The following is a 15,489-nucleotide window of genomic DNA, read 5'->3' as shown; positions in this document are numbered from 1 at the left end:
GCATTGGCATTCACTGTAGAAATACTACCCCTAATATGGAGTATCATTACACAAAAAGGGACAAGCTTGGCATTTAAAGATTTAGTAATTACATTTGTTTTAGGCTATGTAATGTATCTGGTGTATATTGTATATAAAGCGATCATTCACAAATTCAATAAAAATAAAAGTCATTAAAAGTATATACAGATACAAAAAGCTCTTAAATTATTAATTTAAGAGCTTTTTGATTTTTCATATATCTTTCTAACAAACATCTTAACGTTCATTTCTTAAATAATCCTATTAATGTAATATGCGAAGTTAAAACAATCCATATTAATCCGATATATGGATTATAAGGATAATAGAGGGTTGTAGTATGAATGGCAATTACATTACCAGAAAGTATTAAAAGTACTGCTACTGCAGGAGAACGAATTTTATTTCGAACATTAAAGGAATATCTACCCGATGATTATATTGTTCATTATGAGCCTAATATCAATGGATTTAGACCAGACTTTGTGATAATTGGTCCTGATTTAGGAGTATTAGTTTTGGAAGTAAAAGATTACACCAAAAATACAATAAGAGAGCTAAACGATAATACCTGGGGCATTTTAAATTCTTCTGGTGATTTACATAGAGTGAAGAGTCCCCTAGTTCAATCAAGAGAGTATGCTTTTAAAATAAAAGATATGCTTGAGAAAGACATTGATTTAATCAATACAGAAGGGAAATATCAGTTTAAATTAAAGTTTCCTTATGGTTATGGTGTCGTCTTCACTAGGCTTCATGAAGAACAACTTTTAAAAAATAAAGTATATGAGGTTATTAATCCACATTTTATTTTATCGCGTGATCAGATTGATCCGGATAATGACCATTTTGATCCTGAGATCTTAATAGAAAAATTGTTTGATATGTTTCATGTGCCTTTCAAGTTAAATACGCCATTATCATCTGACGAATTAGAAAGGATTCGTTATCATCTATACAAAGAAATACGCGTTGGAGCAGATGTTGAACCAGTCCCATACCAAGAAAAACTGTTATTATCTTTTCGCAACATTAAAACGATGGATCTGCATCAAGAAAACTTGGCTAAACAGATTGGTGATAAACATCGGCTAATTAGAGGAGTAGCAGGAAGCGGTAAAACCTTAATCTTAGCGACTCGAGCAAAAATGTTAGCTGAACAACTTCCGAATTGGAAGATATTAATACTCTGTTACAATGTAGCTTTGAAACAAAATATTAAACAAATGATTCATTCTAAATTTACAGAACCAGATGATTTTCTGACATCCGATCATAGAAAGACACCAAATTTAAATAATATACAAATATTAAATTTTCATCACTGGATTAAAAAAGAGCATGGTATTTCAGAACTTGAGATAGATGATTACATTGAAAAGATAGAAAATGATGCTTTAACTCCTGTAAAGTATGATGCCATTTTAATTGACGAAGGGCAGGACTTTGAAGGGAGCTGGCTGCATCTCATCAGTTTATGCTTAGATCAAGAGACGCAATCTTTACTTTTAGTAGAAGATAGAGCGCAAGATATCTATCGGAAAAATAGAAGCTATGTGAAAGATACGGGGCTTGATTTTAGAGGTAGGTCTAGAATCTTAAATATAAATTATCGTAATACGTCACAAATTGTGGATTTTGGATGGAAATTTTACGATAGCCATAGAGCTTTAGATCTTAAATTAAAACAAGAACAGACAGAGACAATCGAAATCATCCCTCCAAAAAAGACGAAACGTAAAGGACCAGAGGTAGATCTTTTAAGATGTAAAACCTTTAATGAAGAAATAGAGGAAATTACTAAACAGATAGTGGATCAACATTTTGAAAAGAACATACCTTACTCTGAAATGGCCATTTTATATCGTATAAAGGGGCATAATAGTCATTATATATCCGCGATTCAATCGGCATTTCAAACAAAGAATATTCCTTACAATTGGATAACTGAAAATGGTGCAACCAAACATAAGTTCAATCCAGAGGAAGAGACAGTCAAAATTTGTTCCCTCGATAGTAGTAAAGGTCTCGACTTCCACTCAGTTTTTATTGTGAAAGCTGATTTAATGCCATTAAAGTATGAAGAGGATCAAGAAAAAGAAGTGTCTTTAATGTATATAGGAATGACTCGTGCTAAAGAGTATTTATCAATATCTTATTCAGGTGTTTCATCGTTTACTAAGTATTTTGAAGATGTAAAGGGTAAAGAGCCGATATTAGACTATAAATAAAATTCGAAGCTTATTAAGAGATTTTCGTTTATTGAAGTGGTGTGTCTAGGAGTTTTTAAATATGAGGAGATGAATTTATTCATCTCCTCTAGCACATCCCATAAGTTCCTATTGTTTCTCTTTTACCAGCTTAATAATAAGAAAGAAAAGAATGAATAAGATAAAATAATTCATTGGATTCTTAAATATGCTCATCTCTAGTGAAATCTGTAATAGAATCCAGAGAAAAAAAATGATTAGTATAGATGGAATGATGATTTTATACACCATGATCACCTTCCCTTTAGGATAAAAAGAGAGTACCCTTTTTGCACTTCATTAAAAACAAGATGCAGCAGCTCCTGTCATTGCTCCACCAACAGTACCTGTGATTGCACCAACTGCACCAGCGCCTACAGTTCCGATACCAGGTATCGTGACAGTTCCTACAGCAGCACCAGCAAGACCAAGTGTACCACCTCCGGTTACTGCCCCACCACTAGTACCTAGAATACATTTTCCAACAGATTGAGTACTGATTTTTCCGCTCGTTTTTTCACTCACAACTTTAATCAAAATCCCATTTTTAATTTTTTCGTAATGCAAAGTAACAGGATGATCGTTTTTATCGGTCGATGTTTTAGGGAGAACTTGTTTTTCATTCGTTATTTGATCTTCCAATATCGCATTTCCTTTAGAATCGATATGAACATCAGCATGATCGAACGTCATCTTTAATTCACTATCATTAAGGTTCTCCACTTTATATGTGGCTTGTGACTTTGTGGCATTTGCATCTTTAGGTGAAATAGGGAGAGCTACGGCGCTCATCAGAAATAGCGAGGCTGCCAATTTGATTAGGGTGCTTTTTAATTTAATATTCATCACTTATCATCCTCCTTTGGATGCCATACTAACATAGCTATACACGCTGTTAAATGATGAAAAGATAAAATAAGTAAATAATAATGTTTTAAATGAAATTTAATAATGACTTTTTTCTTATTTTTTAAGTTGCATCTGTATTTTTATATTTAGAGGTTTCGATCTGATAAATCAGTTGTGATTACTTTTATCGTAGGACAAATAGTAAGCGCTGCTTTGGCATTTAAAGATGTCGCCAGTAAAAACTTAAAATAAAAATATTAACCTATTCAGGGTTCAAAAATCTTTAAATAGATATTTAAGCGATTCTTGAATTGATAATTGATTGGTAGTATGTCAATGAGTTATATCATAAATTAAAAGCTTATTTTTATTCAGAATAATAACTAGGAAAGGTAAGGGAAATTTATTTTTTATAAGTTTATTATTTAAAGATTTTCTTTATTAAATATCGTATTATATAAAATGAAAGCAAATATTAAAAACATAGTAATAACAACATTCACTGATCATAATCTTAGCCATAAATTACTTTAAGGAGAATTCCATGAGCTTTAAAGCTGACTTTAAACGTGAAATACGTAACGTAATAAAAGACGTAGAAAAAGAAATAAATAAAACATGGAAAATTAAATATAAAGGGCATTCTATAGAAATTATAAATCAATTAAAAGAAGAACAACTTATCATTGATGGTATGACAGTTGATAAAAAGCAACGGAAAAGTGTATTGTCTCATATAATTCCATATTCAAAATTGTCAGGGATATTGGAACTTCAAGATGGTACGCAACACAAGGTGTCCGTTAAACTTGGCGGGTATGTACGATTTCGTTGTATGGTGAAGGTAGATCATGAAACGGTTCTAGATGATTCAATGAAGATAGAATTTCTACCATGGGATCATAAAGAGAAAATCGTCCCCTTTATTCAACAACAAATTCAAACATATCATAAAATAGTAGATGATCGTTTACCCGATGAAGATTATTTATTTGACGAAAATGAACCACGATTGGCTCCCGGTTTATCTGATTATTATGTAGATGAACGACCTGCTCCTTTTTATGTGAAGAAATTATTGAAGCTTTTTGAAAAACAACTAAATCATCCTACAAATGAAACAAGAAAGAAAACATATGAAAAAATCATTTCTAACAATATTGCGAGTCGCAGCAGTGAGTTAATTAACCGATTTCAGCAAACACAATGGGATGAGTCTCTTGTACAGCAAGAAGCGTTATGGCTTCTTGAACATGCAGAACATCGGGAGGTAGTCAAATTTGCAGTTATGATACTGGGATGTACGAACTGCGAAAAATACAAAGAGCTCTTATTCACAATAGGTATGCACGAAGAATTTACTTCTTATGTCGTGTTTGCATTGAAGAATGGCACATTTCAAGGAAACGAACAAGTTTGGCGTCTTGCAAAGTCCGTTAATGGATGGGGGAAAATTTCGGCTGTTGAGCAATTGGAAGCCTCGACGCCAGAAATAAAACGTTGGTTACTAACAAAGGGCTGCGAAAATACAATAATGAATGAATACTTAGCCTATACTTGCGTTCTTAAAGGTGATCTGGAAACAGCTTTATCCGAAGATGAAATTTCCAAAGAATTATATAATGGAGCGAGTCTCATCATTCAAGCACTACTAGAAGATGAGGTTTCTATCTACGGTATTGAAGAGTATCCAAATGCAAGCTCAGTTCTTTGCCGTTTTATTCACCATGCTCATAAGCACTGCCAAGCAATTGAGGACTTTTATCCAATATTGAAAATAAATGAGTTTTTAAATGATGATCAAGAGATTTGGGAAGACCGATTGAATGACTCATGGACACAGGACGATTATAAGGCTATCCAGAAAGCGGTTCAACCGTTTATCAATGACAATAGATGGCCAAAGCTTGCAATCGATACGTTACAACAGTGTTTTAGCTCTCAAGCACTTAAAATCGCTCTCTTTTATCGTTTAGATGTGATTGAGCATCTATTTGCTTTACTTGAGAAAGATCCGGCAAATAGTGAAATTTACTTTGCTGTGATGGACACAAATCATCACCAGCATATTAGAGAGCTTTGCACATTTGCAGAAACACATTTATCGTTATTAAACCTCTCCGATGATGAAGTGGCTTGTCTACAATATATTGTGCAAGATTTATATGAACACGAAGGTGTAGGATTGTCATTGATTCAAGCTGCACTTAGATCAGATGATGGAAATTTACAGTATCATGCTTTAAGTGTATTAAAAGAATGGTCTCCTTCGTATTCGCAGCAAGCGGCCACAAGGGAATTGATTGAACATATTTCCATTAAGACGGATGATAAAGAAGATCGAAAGTTAGCCAAACATTTGTTAAAGAAATAATATTTGATTAAGTAGCGCATAACAATTCAACGGGGATAAAACTTAAAAATATTAGAAAGCAGGCACACCATGCACACAATCAAAAAAATAGGCCAAACCTCCTCCTACATCTCACCCGTATCACGAACCGACCGTCCCATCCTAGGCATGGTTGTAGGCAATAACAAAACATTAATGATCGATGCTGGTAACTCAAAAGATCATGCGAACTATTTCATTCAAAAAACTTTAAAGCACGAGAACGCCAAGCCCGATATGGTTGTCCTCACGCATTGGCATTGGGATCATATTTTTGGTCTGCCTGCGCTGCCTGATACGGTTTCAATTGCTTCAGCAAAAACCAGAATGGAAATGGAGAAGATTCTTCCGTTTTCTTGGTCAGATGAGGCGATTGATGAGCGGGTGAGGGAAGGAACTGAGATTGAGTTCTGTGCGAAGGCCATTAAGGAAGAATATCAGGATCATCGAGATATTAAAGTAGTTTTACCGGATGTCACGTTTGACCATCGGATGGAAATTGATCTTGGCGGGGTCACTTGTGTTGTGCAACATGTTGGAGGCGATCATGCCGCGGATTCAGTGATCGTGTATGTGAAAGAAGAGAAAATTCTATTCCTTGGGGATTGCATTTATCCGAAAATGTATGCCGAAAAAGTACATTATACGTTGAAAGAAATAATGCGTCTTTTAGATGAGTTAGAAGCTTTTGATGCCGATACGTATATTCCTTCACACCAAAGACCGTGGACAAAAGAGGAGTTTCGTCAGGAAGCGGACAAGCTTCGGATGATTGCGAAATACACTGATCTTTATGGTGGAGATCGGCAGAGAATCGTGAGTGAATATCAAGCACATTTGAACAGAGAACTGAAAGAAGATGAAGTAGAAACCATTGCTTACTTTGTAAATGGTTATTAAATACTAACTAAATAAAAAAGTCTCATTTGAGTGATTTCCCTCAAACGAGACTTTTTTTAATTTCTACGGCAAACCTACAACATCTTCTGCATCACAAACTGTGTCGGACATGTTTTTTGCATTAATAATAATGACACAATCCCAAGTCGGCTTCATTTGCAGTTCATTATTCTCATCAATACGGATAATTCCTTTAAATTCAACGGTTTGTTCTAGAAAAACCATTTTCTTTTCTGTATCATCTTTGACTGCTGTTAAATGTTCAGGATAGTGAACCGCCCAATCAAAAAAAGGCCTATTCCTTCTACTGAACCCGATTGTAACACAAATGTGTTTGTCTAAAGATCAAGAAATTATCCTTAAAGAAATCCCTTTTTGAAAAGTATATTATTATTTTATATAAGTTTACTTTACTTTTATAAACGATTAGTTTATGATTTTTTAAGAGGTGATGGAAATGAAGGGAGATTTTGGTGATTCAATATCTAATAAGGTCTATGAATACCGAGTGCTAGCCAGAATGTCTCAGCAAGAGCTTGCTGAGAAAGTCGGTGTTTCTAAACAAACCATTTTCGTAATGGAAAAAGGAAATTATGTTCCTACCTTATTGTTAGCCTTTCGTATTGCGAATTTCTTCAAAGTGGATGTTAACGATATTTTTACTTATGTGAAAGGAAATGAGAAGAATGAAAAATAAGGGAGATCTCACAAATAGTATCTTTTATCCTTTAAAAACCTGGGTGGAAGCCTCAGCTGGTAATTGGAATCTGCTTCTTGGTATCGGATTTGTATTGCTTTTAGTCGGATTGATTCTGACAGTCGTATTTCTTAAGCAAATGGGGAAGGCTGATGAGAGAACAAACCAAATCTCTTTAAAAGGCTGTCTCTGTATGTTATTCGGAGTCATTTTGTGCGATGTGATTTTCCCAAAAGAATATATGTGGCAAATCTTCTTTTTATTTAAATATGCTCTTGCAACTCTCGCTTCAGGAATCTATCTAGCCGTTCGATATAAGAAAGATTTTAGCTGAAGATATCAAATCGCTTTAAGCTGAATTCACAAAAAGTCCCCTCCACTAAGTTCGAGGGGACTTTTTAATTAAACTTAGGCATTTAACCAAATGTAATTTGAAGATAACTTCTGATGTCATGTTCAGTTGGTAGATGATTGGAATAAGTCTTATATAATGGTATTGAAGGGTGTGAAAAACATGATCAATATGAATTTGAAAAAAATGCGAAAAATACACAGGTTTACACAAGAAGAAGTGGCTGAGAAAATTGGTGTTTCAAGGCAAGCTGTTGCGAAATGGGAATCGGGAGAAACTGTGCCGGATATCAACAATTGTAAGGCTTTGGCTGAATTATATGGCGTTGCTTTGGATGATCTCGTGAATAATTTGGATGGTACAGAAGTGGCAGGGGTGAAACCAAAAGGAAAACACATATTTGGACTTGTAAAGGTTGGCGAACGAGGGCAAATTGTCATTCCTAAAAAAGCGAGGGAGATATTCAACATCTGTCCTGGAGACAGCTTGTTGATGTTGGGCGATGAAGCTCAAGGAATTGCCATTGTAAGAAATGAGGACTTCCTGCAGTTTGCTGACGAGATATATAAGGCACAAGAAGGTCAGGAGGATGAGGAATGATTGCTATTCAAACAAAGAATCTAACAAAGAAATTCGAAGAAAAGATTGCAGTCGATTCTCTTAATCTTTCAATTGAACAAGGCGAGCTTTTTACTTTACTTGGAGTGAATGGTGCAGGTAAAACGACAACGATCAAGATGTTGACCTGTCTTAGTATCCCTACTACCGGCGATGCAACGATCCTTGGTAACAGTATTGTTTCTAATCCCTACGCAGTAAAAGAACAGATTAATGTTTCACCACAGGAAACGGAAGTAGCTCCTAATTTATCCGTAAAAGAGAATCTTGAATTAATCGCTCAAATATACGGGTTCCACAAGAAAACGGTGGATATCAAAGTGGAGGAAATGCTTCGTACGTTTCGTTTGACTGAGGTATCAAAAAAGAAGGCTAAAACCTTATCCGGAGGAATGCAAAGAAGACTTAGTATTGCAATGGCACTCATTACAGACCCCCAAATCCTTTTCCTTGATGAACCTACTCTCGGTCTCGATGTCATCGCAAGGCGTGAGCTATGGAGTGCTATTGAGAAATTAAAGGGGAGCATGACCATCATTCTCACGACACATTATATGGAGGAAGCAGCAGCCCTTTCGGATAGAATAGTGACGATGGCGAAAGGAAAATTAAAGGCAGTTGGCACAGCAGCTGAATTGATGGAAAGTACCAACACCAAATCACTTGAGGATGCCTTTATTTCATTAGCTACCAATGAGGAGGTCACCAGATGAAGTCACTAGCCTTTGCTGCACGTAATCGTAAAGAGATTTTGAGAGATCCTTTAAATTTAGCATTTGGTATAGGCTTCCCGTTAGTTATCTTATTTTTGCTTCATGTTATTCAAGCGAATGTTCCAACTGATATATTTGCCATTGATCAGCTTATTCCTGGCATAGCTGTTTTCGGCCTTTCTTTTATCTCACTATTCTCTGGAATGTTAATAGCTAAAGATCGGAGCACCTCATTTTTGATGCGATTGTTTACTACACCTCTTTCTGCCTCAGACTACATTGTAGGGTATATTGTCCCGCTCATACCCATAGCAATTGTTCAAGTTATCATTGGCTTTATCGCAGCACTCTTCTTAGAATTACCTTTGAGTGCCAATGTGTTGCTATCAATTCTTGTCCTTCTACCAACATCTTTACTGTTTATCGGAATAGGACTCTTAGTAGGAAGTATATTTAACGACAAACAGGTTGGTGGTATTTGTGGTGCACTATTGACTAATATTAGCGCATGGTTAAGTGGTACATGGTTTGATTTGAATTTAGTAGGAGGCTGGTTCAAAGATATTGCATACGCACTTCCATTTGCTCATGCAGTAGACGCTAGCAGAGCTGCCATTTCTGGAGACTATGCATCAATTTCACTGCATCTCTGGTGGGTGATTGGATATATGGTTGTGATAGTAGCTATCTCCATTTTTGCTTTTAAAAAGAAAATGAATGGGGAAAACGCTTAGTTTGATACAGTTTTTGTGAAGAAATTTACAGCTGGGTTATCTGGGCCTTTTTCTGTATGATAAACTTTAATGAAGTTGTCATTTGAGTAGAGGGAGGTACTTATGAAGCAGCTTTACATGAAGCAGAAAGTATTTAGTCTGAGCGGCAGATTTACGGTAAAAGATCAGCAGGAGAATGATGTGTATGTGGTCGAGGGCAGCTTTATGAAGGTGCCGAAGACGTTTACCATTTTGAATACAGAACGAGATGAAATCGCTGTGATTACGAAGAAAATGTTTAGCTTTTTACCGAAGTTTTTAGTAGAAGTTGGTGGTCAAGAGGTATTGACGATCAAAAAAGAGTTTACGTTCTTTAAAGCAAAATATTCAATTGATGCTGCGGGTGTAGAAGTGCAGGGTAACTGGTGGGATATGAATTTCCAAGTGTTGCAAAGCGGCGAAGTGATCGGCCAGGTGAAGAAGGAATGGTTTACATGGGGAGATAGTTATAAGGTTGATATTTTGAAAGAAGAAATGGAGCCTGTGATGATTGCGCTCGTTGTTGCGATTGATTGTGTGAAGGCTGATGAAGCAGCGTCTAGGTCTTCGTCGTCGACAACGACGAATTAATAAGTGAGGTGACCAAACTGATCACATTCCAATACAAAGTATTTCTAACAGTCGTCGAGTGCGGCAGTTTTACAAAAGCCGGGGAGAAGCTTGGACTAACGCAGTCTGGAGTCAGTCATAATATTGCGAAGCTTGAGTCGGAATTGGGGATTGTGCTGCTTCGGCGGAATCGAAACGGGCTGGCGTTAACGGACGCAGGTGAGCGGGTGATGCCGCATATTCGGCAAATCATTCATCATGCGTCATTGCTTGAACAGGAGGCGGCGTTGATTCAAGGGATGGAAGTGGGGAGTATCAAGATCGGAACGTTCTCTAGTTTTTCTTCAAAAATGCTTCCGCAGCTGATTCACCGTTTTACCAAAGGGTATCCCAATATCCAGGTAGAGTTATATGAAGGTGGTTATGAGGAGATTGAGGATTGGATTGCGTCTGGCACGGTTGATGTTGGTTTTTTAACGCAGCCATCGAGAGAATTTGAAACCGTTCCGCTTTTTCAAGATGAATTGGTGGTGCTCATGCAAGAGGAGCATCGCTTCAATACGAAGAAAGTGATAGAAGTTGACTCGTTACATGATGAATCATTCATTATGCCAAAGGCGGGTTGTGACCTGCTCATTAAGAAATTATTAAAAGAAAGAGGCGTGAAGCCTCATGTTTTGTTTGAAATTGGAGACAATAATACGCTCATTTCTATGGTTCAAGAAGGGCTCGGAATGACCATCATTCCGACATTAATTTTGGCGCCGCAGATGTCTCATACGAAAGTCATTCCACTTGAGACAAGCGTATATCGTGAGATCAACTTGGCGTTCAAATCATTCAAAGCAGCATCACCATCGGCTAAAAGATGGATCGAAGTCGTCAAAGATCATTTCAAGTAAAATCAGCTTGAACGAGATGTCTCCCATTCAAGCTGATGGTTTATAAAGTCAACACGCCGCGAATAGTGATAACCGCCGCGCCTGCCACTTTGATCACAGGCTTTGATTCATTCGGAATGACCGTGATACGAAGGATGCCAGGTCTGCCGATGGCATTCCCTTGGGCAATATGCAGGAGAGTGGTTTCTTGCTGAGAAATGATACCTTCCAAATAAAGATAGCCGGCCAATGCTCCGTTTGCTGCCCCTGTCACCGGATCTTCGGGTATCCCAATTCCAGGTGCAAAATCCCTCGTGTAAAGATCAACTTCTTTTGTGGTATGAAATGTATAAAGGTGAGTCGTCGTGATATTCTGTTCTTTATTCATTTTCCCTAAAGCGGCTAAGTTCGGTGTCGCTTGGTCAATGTCCTGTTGGTGCTTCATCGGAACGAGAAGATGCCAGTTTCCGGTGTTTGCTAATTTGATAGGATAAGATGGATCAATGCGGTCACTGCTGACACCAAGCATGTCACTCAGCTCTTCTAAATCGATGACAAAATCTCGCGTCTTCGGTGTCACCTGCGTCATTTCTACATCAACGACCTTGTCATTTTCTTCGTGCCACACAACAGGAACATTGCCAATTTTTGTTTCTAACACGACCCCTGTATTCTCTTTTGCCAGCCCAAGCTCCGTCGCCAAAAGCCAAGTCAATCCAACAGTCGCATGCCCGCAGAAATTGACCTCTTCCGTCGGTGTGAAGTATTTGACCCGATAATCAGCTTCTTTATCATGTGCAGGCAGCAAGAAGACAGATTCCGGTAAATTGAACTCCTTGGCGATATTCTGCATCTCATCCTCCGTTAAAAGATCACCATCCAACACGACCCCAGCAGCATTTCCTCCAAATTTCTCAGTTGTAAATGCATCGACGTGGTACACCCTAATATCTCTCATATAATGAATCCTCCTGTACATTCTTGTTACGTTTATCATAAGTTTGTTCAATGCATTCGTAAAATGAATCTTTTTGATACTTTAAATCGGAAGTTTTCATGTAAGAGTTTGAAATTCACAGTATCTATTAAAATAGTAATTAGATAAGTCTTTAGTCACGATATTAACTCTTGTGCCTACTTTGGATAAAATGTATAATATTTGTATATTAAAACATTAATAGGAAAAGAGGATAACTTTATGAAAATAGTCCTGAAAATAGTAGCTTCTATTCTCTGTATGATGATGTTAACTTTCAATATACAGGAAAATGTGAGTGCCGCAGAGGGTGGAACGAAAACAACGATTGATCGTTATCAATATGGTGATAATTATCTAACAGGTAAAACAGCGCCAAACGCAATCGTTGCATTCGTAGATTGGGGTGTTCCGAGTAACTGGAAATCTAAATATATGCACTACGCAAAAGCAGATAGTAACGGAAACTTTAAGTTGTTTTCTTGGAACATTAGTTCAGGCCAAACGGTGGAGTTAGATACGTATGACCAAAATGGGACAAAGCTTTCTTCAAACAAAGTGTATGTTTTCAAGGAATCTTTTACCTCATTAGATCCGATATATGATACTTCTCAGGAGCTAACTGGGAAAACGGTGAAGAACACAAAAGTAGAGGTCATGAAAGATGGCAAAGTGATTGCTTCAGGCATATTCAATGATGCCATTCATTTAAAGCTACCTGTCCTAAATGCAGGCACATTTCTAACAGTGAAAATGACGACTGGCAGCAATATCGACGTTTACAAAAAAATTGTTAATCCTAAGAAAATCTCACTTATTCCTACGACAAAATGGTCTAAATCAGTGAAAGGCCAAACGGGAATTCCTTATGCAAAGATCGTCTTTAAAAATCAAAAATCAAGTGAAGTCATCCAAACGATTACTGCAGATGGTGATGGCAACTTTGAATTGAGTGTGGACAAAAACACAATAAAAGCATTAGATCAAAGTGAATTTCAAGTGATGGAACCCTCTTATGATAATGCTTTGCATGAGACCACTTTCCGACTTAGATCAACGGCCCCAACTATTGATCCATTTACTCAGCTTTCAACTTCAGTGGGTGGAACCGCAACTCCTAAAAGTATGATCAATATTTTAGATGGAGAAGGCAGAGTCATTGGGGAAGGTCAGGCAGACTCTAATGGCGTCTATGATGTTCCTGTTTCAAAATTAATCGGTGGTGACTTAATTACAGTCAAGTCGTTCATTGCAGATAACCCAAATGAAACGGATCAATCTCAGGAAGATGTACAGAAAGTTTTTGTGGAAGAAATCGATGATTCAAGTGATACCATTAATGGCATTAGTACGTTTGGTGATCAAGCTGTTGTAGAGGTGCAAACTGATTCAACGAATAACACAATAAGAGCGATGTCGAAACTCAGCTCAAGCATAACGAAAAAGAAATATGGACCGTTTGCCATTACGCCAGGAAAAAACTTCAAATTAAAAACAGGGAAATTAACGGAAGGATCTAAAGTGACCATCACGTTGCAAAGTGGAAAGAGAAAGGTTGCCCTGCCAGCTGTTACTGTTAAAAAAGTCGTCACATCTCCACTTCTATCATCTCAAGTGAAAGTGACAAACAACAAAGGAAAAAACGATACGGTGATGATAAAAGGAATCAAAAAACAATCCGTCATTAAAATCTTTAAACAAGCTTCTGGTGTAAAAACAATTGCTCAACAAACTGCATCTAGCTCGAACATGACGATTTCCTTGAAACAATTAGGACAAACAAATGGAACACTTTATATCAGTATGAAAGAGCCTGGTTTAAAAGAGAGCAATCGAGTATCCATTCGTTATCAGGGTGAAAAATCGAATGTTTTAAAAGCCAATCAAGTCAAAATCAATAATCTTAAAAATAAAAAAGATGTCATTACAGTGAGTAAGATCAAGAAAAAAGATGTCATCAAAGTTTACTCAACAAATGGAAAACTACTTGCCACATCAAAACCAGCGAACAGTTCCTCTATCAAATTGTACGTTAAACAAGTAGGGGCTAAGAGCGGCAAAGTGTATGTGACGCGTAGCGGAGATAAGATGCTGGAAAGCGGAAAGCAAGCCATTTCTTTTAAAGGCGAACCATCTACTTCGCTAAAAAGCAATCAAATCAAAATCGTGAACAACAAGAAGAAAAAAGACGTTGTCACGATCAGTCAATTAGCGAAACAAGATGTTGTCAAAATCTATCATTCATCAGGGAAGCTGATTGGAAAATCAACGGCTTCTAAAGGCAAGGTTGTGAAAGTCACTTTTAAACAACTAGGTGCCAAGGGTGGAAAGCTTTACTTCACCGTCACTGGGAAAGGCATGTCGGAAAGTAATAAGACAGTAAAGAAGTTTCAGGCTGAAAAGTAGAGTGTTCAATCGCCATTCATTTAGGGTGGCGATTTTTTAAATAGCTAAATGATACAAATTTCATTGATAGGAGCGTGATTTTTTGAAAAAAATAAAGATTATCATTTCAATGGCTGTCATCTTTTTGTGCAGTATGTGGTCTACTACTGTTCAGGCTCAATCAGGATACTTCAACACGTATACAACGTATTCTGCAATGTCTGGTTCTGGATTTTACACTTCTATGCAAGGGATGGCTGTAGATCGTAATAATAATACGATTTATTCTGCAAAAATAAATACGTCAAACCATCTGACGCAATTGTACGCGATAAAAATGAACACCTCGTCTAGCAAAAGAACTGTTAAGCTCCTTAAAAACTCTGACACCAATAGTACTAGCAATGATTTAGGACATGCGAATGACCTAGCTGTGAAAGCTCAAAAAGGTGATGAACAAGTTAGCTTGTATGTAGCGCCGATGACCGATGGTGTAAAGTATGTAAAAAAGATAGTGAAGTTAAGTGTGAACACGAAGAAAAATACGTACAAAGTGGCTAAATCCTATGTTCTGCAGTACCAAGGGACGAATTTATCAATTAGGGCATCACATATTCTGTTGGAACCGATAAGTTTATTGTAAGGTCTGGCAATCGCTTTTTTATTGGGAATTTCAATGACAAGAAAGGGCAGTTTGAATATGAGGCAACATTTGCATTAAATTATACAAAAGCTGTCGTAAACCAATCAGTGGTCGATGTGTCCAAATACATTCTTCAAGGAATCTCATTCTACCAAGGAACATTATATGTACCTTTATCTAAACCGGCTACTAACGGAGGAGCTTCTAATGTGAGTGTTATTCTCACATATCCGCTAAATATTAATCAAATGATCAAAGAGCAAAAGGAGACACCTACAAAGGATTTTTCAAAAGAATTGTTTACGAGAAAAGACCTTTCATTCCGAATTACGAGCAGTGCATTTACTCTTTTTGAAATAGAAGCTGTCGATTTTGATGACGGAACATTATATTTTAATACGAATCGTGGAAAGAAAGGAACACAAGAAGATATGATAGCAACGTTTAATGACTATAACTATTACAAATAATATGTCCACTTTAAAAGACCC

15 protein-coding genes and 1 pseudogene are annotated in these 15,489 nt (G+C 36.9%); 12 read left to right on the top strand and 4 right to left on the bottom strand.

All coding sequences use genetic code 11. The features are described from left to right. Positions 1–365 precede the first annotated feature (365 nt). Positions 366–2,252: a 3'-5' exonuclease gene (locus CKW02_RS19710; protein WP_003214864.1), complete on the top strand. Its 1,887-nt coding sequence runs from the start codon at positions 366–368 to the stop codon at positions 2,250–2,252. Positions 2,253–2,360: 108 nt separating this feature from the next. On the opposite strand, the gene CKW02_RS19705 is transcribed toward CKW02_RS19710, so the two are convergent. Together CKW02_RS19705 and CKW02_RS19700 are read right to left on the bottom strand one after the other, a co-directional pair. Beyond that, a complete protein-coding gene (locus CKW02_RS19705; protein WP_034620347.1) occupies positions 2,361–2,519 on the bottom strand; it encodes a hypothetical protein in 159 nt (52 codons plus the stop codon). Positions 2,520–2,570: 51 nt separating this feature from the next. Continuing rightward, positions 2,571–3,116 carry a hypothetical protein gene (locus CKW02_RS19700; protein WP_003215271.1) on the bottom strand — a complete coding sequence of 182 codons (546 nt, stop codon included), beginning with the start codon at positions 3,114–3,116 and terminating at the stop codon, positions 2,571–2,573. 547 nt (positions 3,117–3,663) lie between these two features. Here CKW02_RS19700 and CKW02_RS19695 point away from each other — a divergent pair. Together CKW02_RS19695 and CKW02_RS19690 are read left to right on the top strand one after the other, a co-directional pair. Continuing rightward, positions 3,664–5,493, top strand: coding sequence for a hypothetical protein (locus CKW02_RS19695; RefSeq protein ID WP_003214530.1), 1,830 nt, complete (start codon positions 3,664–3,666; stop codon positions 5,491–5,493). A gap of 69 nt (positions 5,494–5,562) precedes the next feature. Beyond that, positions 5,563–6,411 carry an MBL fold metallo-hydrolase gene (locus tag CKW02_RS19690; protein ID WP_003214873.1) on the top strand — a complete coding sequence of 283 codons (849 nt, stop codon included), beginning with the start codon at positions 5,563–5,565 and terminating at the stop codon, positions 6,409–6,411. Between the two features lie 63 nt (positions 6,412–6,474). Here CKW02_RS19690 and CKW02_RS20555 read toward each other — a convergent pair whose 3' ends face one another. After that, positions 6,475–6,636 (bottom strand): hypothetical protein, encoded by a 162-nt coding sequence (locus CKW02_RS20555; protein ID WP_003214987.1) that lies wholly within the window; start codon positions 6,634–6,636, stop codon positions 6,475–6,477. Between the two features lie 232 nt (positions 6,637–6,868). On the opposite strand from CKW02_RS20555, the gene CKW02_RS19680 reads away from it, so the two are divergent. The 7 genes from CKW02_RS19680 (at position 6,869) to CKW02_RS19650 (ending at position 11,015) form a co-directional block, all read left to right on the top strand. Continuing rightward, positions 6,869–7,108, top strand: a complete 240-nt coding sequence (locus tag CKW02_RS19680) for a helix-turn-helix transcriptional regulator (RefSeq protein WP_003214675.1) — start codon at positions 6,869–6,871, stop codon at positions 7,106–7,108. Then, positions 7,098–7,442, top strand: a complete 345-nt coding sequence (locus tag CKW02_RS19675; RefSeq protein ID WP_095117927.1) for a DUF2178 domain-containing protein — start codon at positions 7,098–7,100, stop codon at positions 7,440–7,442. The genes CKW02_RS19680 and CKW02_RS19675 overlap by 11 nt, the downstream gene beginning before the upstream one ends. A 180-nt stretch (positions 7,443–7,622) precedes the next feature. After that, a complete protein-coding gene (locus CKW02_RS19670) occupies positions 7,623–8,060 on the top strand; it encodes a helix-turn-helix domain-containing protein (protein WP_034620293.1) in 438 nt (145 codons plus the stop codon). Next, a complete protein-coding gene (locus CKW02_RS19665) occupies positions 8,057–8,791 on the top strand; it encodes an ABC transporter ATP-binding protein (RefSeq protein ID WP_003214571.1) in 735 nt (244 codons plus the stop codon). The genes CKW02_RS19670 and CKW02_RS19665 overlap by 4 nt, the downstream gene beginning before the upstream one ends. Next, entirely contained in the window at positions 8,788–9,525 is a 738-nt protein-coding gene (locus tag CKW02_RS19660) for an ABC transporter permease (protein ID WP_003214660.1), read from the top strand. Before CKW02_RS19665 ends, CKW02_RS19660 begins: the two co-directional genes overlap by 4 nt. A 102-nt stretch (positions 9,526–9,627) precedes the next feature. Continuing rightward, a complete protein-coding gene (locus CKW02_RS19655) occupies positions 9,628–10,134 on the top strand; it encodes an LURP-one-related/scramblase family protein (RefSeq protein WP_003215049.1) in 507 nt (168 codons plus the stop codon). An 8-nt stretch (positions 10,135–10,142) separates the two neighbouring features. Further along, a complete protein-coding gene (locus tag CKW02_RS19650) occupies positions 10,143–11,015 on the top strand; it encodes a LysR family transcriptional regulator (protein ID WP_003215392.1) in 873 nt (290 codons plus the stop codon). A gap of 40 nt (positions 11,016–11,055) precedes the next feature. Here the strand turns inward: CKW02_RS19650 and CKW02_RS19645 are convergent, their stop codons facing one another. Beyond that, a complete protein-coding gene (locus tag CKW02_RS19645) occupies positions 11,056–11,952 on the bottom strand; it encodes a PhzF family phenazine biosynthesis protein (protein WP_003214751.1) in 897 nt (298 codons plus the stop codon). Positions 11,953–12,192: 240 nt separating this feature from the next. Here CKW02_RS19645 and CKW02_RS19640 point away from each other — a divergent pair, with 240 nt between their 5' ends. Both CKW02_RS19640 and CKW02_RS20665 read left to right on the top strand, forming a co-directional pair. Then, the gene (locus tag CKW02_RS19640) at positions 12,193–14,376 is read left to right on the top strand and encodes an Ig-like domain-containing protein (protein WP_003214836.1); all 2,184 of its coding nucleotides are present in this window, start codon (positions 12,193–12,195) and stop codon (positions 14,374–14,376) included. A 109-nt stretch (positions 14,377–14,485) separates the two neighbouring features. After that, positions 14,486–15,468: pseudogene (locus CKW02_RS20665) on the top strand (hypothetical protein). Positions 15,469–15,489 lie beyond the last annotated feature (21 nt).

It is taken from the genome of Bacillus pumilus (assembly GCF_900186955.1).
GTDB lineage: Bacteria > Bacillota > Bacilli > Bacillales > Bacillaceae > Bacillus > Bacillus pumilus.
This window is presented reverse-complemented; position numbering and strand designations above follow the sequence as displayed.

What these genes read in the sequence shown, in the direction of transcription:
- CKW02_RS19700 (WP_003215271.1), bottom strand. Translation starts at nt 3,116, where the DNA reads ATGAATATTAAATTAAAAAGCACCCTAATCAAATTGGCAGCCTCGCTA.
- CKW02_RS19710 (WP_003214864.1), top strand. Translation starts at nt 366, where the DNA reads ATGGCAATTACATTACCAGAAAGTATTAAAAGTACTGCTACTGCAGGA.
- CKW02_RS19645 (WP_003214751.1), bottom strand. Translation starts at nt 11,952, where the DNA reads ATGAGAGATATTAGGGTGTACCACGTCGATGCATTTACAACTGAGAAA.
- CKW02_RS19695 (WP_003214530.1), top strand. Translation starts at nt 3,664, where the DNA reads ATGAGCTTTAAAGCTGACTTTAAACGTGAAATACGTAACGTAATAAAA.
- CKW02_RS19690 (WP_003214873.1), top strand. Translation starts at nt 5,563, where the DNA reads ATGCACACAATCAAAAAAATAGGCCAAACCTCCTCCTACATCTCACCC.
- CKW02_RS19660 (WP_003214660.1), top strand. Translation starts at nt 8,788, where the DNA reads ATGAAGTCACTAGCCTTTGCTGCACGTAATCGTAAAGAGATTTTGAGA.
- CKW02_RS19675 (WP_095117927.1), top strand. Translation starts at nt 7,098, where the DNA reads ATGAAAAATAAGGGAGATCTCACAAATAGTATCTTTTATCCTTTAAAA.
- CKW02_RS19655 (WP_003215049.1), top strand. Translation starts at nt 9,628, where the DNA reads ATGAAGCAGCTTTACATGAAGCAGAAAGTATTTAGTCTGAGCGGCAGA.
- CKW02_RS19640 (WP_003214836.1), top strand. Translation starts at nt 12,193, where the DNA reads ATGAAAATAGTCCTGAAAATAGTAGCTTCTATTCTCTGTATGATGATG.
- CKW02_RS20555 (WP_003214987.1), bottom strand. Translation starts at nt 6,636, where the DNA reads ATGGTTTTTCTAGAACAAACCGTTGAATTTAAAGGAATTATCCGTATT.
- CKW02_RS19665 (WP_003214571.1), top strand. Translation starts at nt 8,057, where the DNA reads ATGATTGCTATTCAAACAAAGAATCTAACAAAGAAATTCGAAGAAAAG.
- CKW02_RS19670 (WP_034620293.1), top strand. Translation starts at nt 7,623, where the DNA reads ATGATCAATATGAATTTGAAAAAAATGCGAAAAATACACAGGTTTACA.
- CKW02_RS19680 (WP_003214675.1), top strand. Translation starts at nt 6,869, where the DNA reads ATGAAGGGAGATTTTGGTGATTCAATATCTAATAAGGTCTATGAATAC.